The 3,914-nt window shown below is 60.4% G+C and carries 2 protein-coding genes; both read left to right on the top strand.

The annotated features are described in order from the left end of the window. Positions 1-433 precede the first annotated feature (433 nt). Entirely contained in the window at positions 434-2,194 is a 1,761-nt protein-coding gene (locus tag ABX749_RS24980; RefSeq protein WP_372898386.1) for a GspE/PulE family protein, read from the top strand. Between the two features lie 407 nt (positions 2,195-2,601). Beyond that, complete coding sequence (locus ABX749_RS24975) at positions 2,602-3,711, top strand: type IV pilus twitching motility protein PilT (RefSeq protein WP_145208893.1); 1,110 nt, start codon at positions 2,602-2,604, stop codon at positions 3,709-3,711. Positions 3,712-3,914 lie beyond the last annotated feature (203 nt).

Raw genomic sequence — 3,914 nt, 5'->3', positions numbered from 1 at the left:
GGTGTGCAGGCTTCAGCCGCCGGTCTTGCTGCTTCGCAGCGCGTGGGGATGCGCCTGAAGGCTGGACACCAACGGTTGCTGGTGTGCAGGCTTCAGCCGCCCGTCTTGCTGCTTCGCAGCGCGTGGGGATGCGCCTGAAGGCTGGACACCAACGTGCGCTGGTGTGCAGGCTTTAGCCGCCTCGTTTCGCTGCTCCGCAGCGAAACCAGTAGCGCCTTAACGCGAGTCGTCCACAATCGCACGGGGTTCACCCCGCGTGAAACGAACCGTTTGGGCGAAATGACGACAGTTCTTTGGTCTGTCGGTGACCGGTTTCGGGCGTGGGATGGTATCCTGTGTCAGGTGCGGACAGGACCGGATGAAGAGGATTCATCCGTCGGCACCCTTTTCCAACGTTCAACGATCCCCCCAAAGCGCTAACGAAGGCGAAACCATGGGCCAAGCTATTCAAGAATTCACCGATCTGCTGCTTCGCCAAGGCATCATCAGCTTGGACCAGCTCTCCGAAGCGGAACAGGTCTCCCGAGACACCTCGACCGATGTCGGCGACATTCTGGTCCAAATGGAATATGCCACGCCCGAGGAAGTCGCCCGGGCAATGGCCAAGTTCCACAAAATCCCCTTCGTCGACCTGCGGGAAGCACGCATCCCCGAAGACGTGATCGAACTCGTTCCCGAATCGGTCGCCCGGGAAAACATGGTGCTGCCCTACAGCGTCGAAGACGGCGCGCTGCGGATTTTGATCGCCGACCCCTTCGATCTGGAAACAATCGAAAAGCTGCGGTTCATCCTGAACCGCAAGATCGAAACCGCGTTGGCCCCCAAAGAGGCGATCCAGGGGGCGATCAACCAGTACTACGGGCAGGTCGAAGGGGAATCGGCTGACTCGATGTTGCAGGAGTTCACCGACACGGCGATCGACTTCACCGAAACCGAATCGGGCGACTCCGCCGACGCCGCCGACGATGCCGATGACAGCAGCGCGCCGGTGATCAAGCTGGTCAACCTGATGATCCAGGAAGCCGTCCAGTTGCGGGCCAGCGACATCCACGTCGAACCGTTCGAAGAGCGGGTCCGGATCCGTTATCGAATTGACGGCGTTTGTGTCGAACGGGAAAGCGCCCCACGGCGGATGCTGTCCGCCCTGATCGCCCGGATCAAGATTCTGTCCAAGATCGACATTTCGGAAAAACGGCGGCCGACCGACGGGCGGATCAAAATCACGGTGGGGGACAAACAGCTCGATTTGCGGGTCAGCATCATCCCCACCAACCACGGCCAATCCTGCGTGATGCGGCTGTTGGACAAGGACAACATCAAAGTCGGCGTGCGGCAGCTGGGGCTCAACCAGCGCGACTACCGGACCTTCAACTCGCTGATCCGGCGGCCCAACGGGATCATCCTGGTGACCGGCCCGACGGGGTCGGGAAAGACGACGACGCTGTACGCGGCGCTCAACGCGCTCAACCGACCCGACCGCAAGGTGATCACGGCGGAGGACCCGGTGGAGTACTACTTGCCGGGGATCAACCAGGTCGAAGTCCGGCACTCGATCGGGCTCGATTTCGCCCGCATCATCCGCTCCATGCTGCGGCAGGCACCCAACATCATCCTGGTTGGAGAAATGCGTGACCACGAGACCGCATCGATGGGAATCCAGGCTTCACTGACTGGACACCTGGTTTTTAGTACTCTGCATACGAACGATGCGCCCAGTTCTATTAGTCGGATGGTGGACATCGGTGTACCTGGTTACATGGTGGCCAGTTCGGTCATCGCGATCTTGGCCCAGCGGTTGGTGCGGACGATTTGCCCGCGCTGCAAGGTCCGCTACCAGCCCAGCGAAGCGGTCATCGCCGACTCCATGCTGCCGCCGGAAATGGTCGCCCAAGGGGAGTTCTCTCGGGGAAAGGGCTGTCCCTACTGTGGACGGACCGGGTACCGCGGCCGAATCGGCATCTACGAGCTGATGGTCGTCAACGGCAAGCTGCGTGAGATGATGTTCCGCGGGGCGGACACCAAGGAGCTCCGCATCGAAGCGATAAGCAGTGGTATGTCAACGCTTTACGCCGATGGCATGCTGAAGGTGATCCGCGGGATCACGACCTTTGAAGAGGTCTATCGGGTGGCCAAGCAGACCGAGCAGGAGCCGCTCGCGCTGAGCCACTTGGTCGCCGATTTGGATTCGCTCTAAGCCCTTCCGCTCGGTCGAATTGGGCAGACCATCCGCTCCGCCGGGCGGATTCGGAATGCTGGCAATTCGGCCGCTGTTTCCTCTCCCAGCCTTGTCCGCGACATCGTGACAAACGTCGGCTGGGAGCAGGACGGTTCCGCTGTCATTCGACAGCGGTCGCCAATCCACCCGTTCGGTTCTTCCGGGGGGGCCTTGGCGAAAAGTTTCGCGCCGATGGCGAAGTTTTTTGAAGTTTTCGCGTGGGGCGGACATAATGCCTGCACTTCGGGGAAAACTTGTTCTACTTCTCGCCATCACAATCGTTCCCCTGGAGTGGCCGGAGCGGATCAGCGGACGGTTCCGCTGACCCGCCCCGGCCGCAACCCCTAGAGAAAAATGATTCTTCTCGCACTTGAGGTAAACCATCGATGGCAACCGTGCTGATCGACAAACTGCTCCATGCAGCAATCAAACAAGGCGTCAGCGACATTCACATTGTCGTCGGTCAGCCTCCGGTGTTTCGTTTGCACGGTCGGATGCGGAAGCTGGAAACCAAGACGCTCGAAGGCGAGGACGCGGTCGCGTTGATGAAGTCGATCACGCCGGAGCGTTGCCAGCGTGAATTGCAGGAATCGGGCAGCACCGACTTCGGGTTCGCGTTTGGCGAGATGGCCCGCTTCCGGGTTTCGGTCTTCAAGCAGCGCGGTTTCATCTCGATGGTGCTGCGTCAGATTCCCAATGACAAGCTCACGCCGGAGCAACTGGGATTGCCCGAAGCTGTCGTCAAGTTGACGCACCGGCCGCGGGGGCTGTTTTTGGTGACCGGCCCGACGGGTTCGGGAAAGTCGACGACGTTGGCCAGTTTGATCAACCTGCTCAACGAGACGGTCGACCACCACATCATCACGATCGAGGACCCGATCGAGTTTTATCACGACCACAAGATGAGCACGATCAACCAGCGTGAAGTCGGGGTGGACGTGCCGAGTTTCTCCGAAGCGATTCGCCGGGCGTTGCGGCAAGACCCCGACGTGATTCTGGTCGGCGAGCTGCGTGACTTGGAGACGATCGAAGCGGCGATCAGTGCGGCCGAAACCGGTCACGTGGTCTTCGGCACGCTGCACACCAACAGTGCCCAGGGCACCGTCAACCGGATCATCGACGCCTTCCCGGGAAACCTGCAGGACCAGATTCGGACCCAGTTGGCCAGTACGCTGATCGGCGTGGTCGCCCAGACGCTGTTGCCCAAGATCGGCGGCGGCCGCTGTGCGGCTTATGAAGTGTTGGTGGTCACCCCGGGGGTTTCCAACCTGATCCGCGAGAACAAAACGTTCCGGATCAGCAGTGCGATGCAGACCGGTGCCAAGTTCGGGATGCAGTTGATGGACGACGCGTTGTTTCTGCACTGGAAGAACGAATTGGTGACCGTCGAAGACGCCCTGGCCAAGGCGCATCGTCCCGATGACTTGGCCAAACGCATCGTCCAGGCCCGTCGCGGGTTGGACGATTCGCCGGTCCCGATCGGTGACGAAGACTAGCGTGACCACTGCGACGACATGAACCAGCGGCGGACTGCAGCACCCAAGCCGGTCTCCGCCGACACTACCAAAATCTCGAATCCTCCTTTTCAAGCATTACACCCATGGCACAGCGTCGCATTGGACAGATCCTGGTCGACCTTGGTTTCCTGACCGACGAACAACGCGACATTGTGTTGGAGGAACAGGAGCAGCAGCCCGGT

The organism is Stieleria sp. (assembly GCF_041595215.1).
In the GTDB taxonomy this organism is placed as follows: domain Bacteria; phylum Planctomycetota; class Planctomycetia; order Pirellulales; family Pirellulaceae; genus Stieleria; species Stieleria magnilauensis.
This window is presented reverse-complemented; position numbering and strand designations above follow the sequence as displayed.

Excerpts from the sequence above, each read along its gene's own strand:
- ABX749_RS24980 (WP_372898386.1), top strand. The coding sequence starts at position 434 with ATGGGCCAAGCTATTCAAGAATTCACCGATCTGCTGCTTCGCCAAGGC.
- ABX749_RS24975 (WP_145208893.1), top strand. The coding sequence starts at position 2,602 with ATGGCAACCGTGCTGATCGACAAACTGCTCCATGCAGCAATCAAACAA.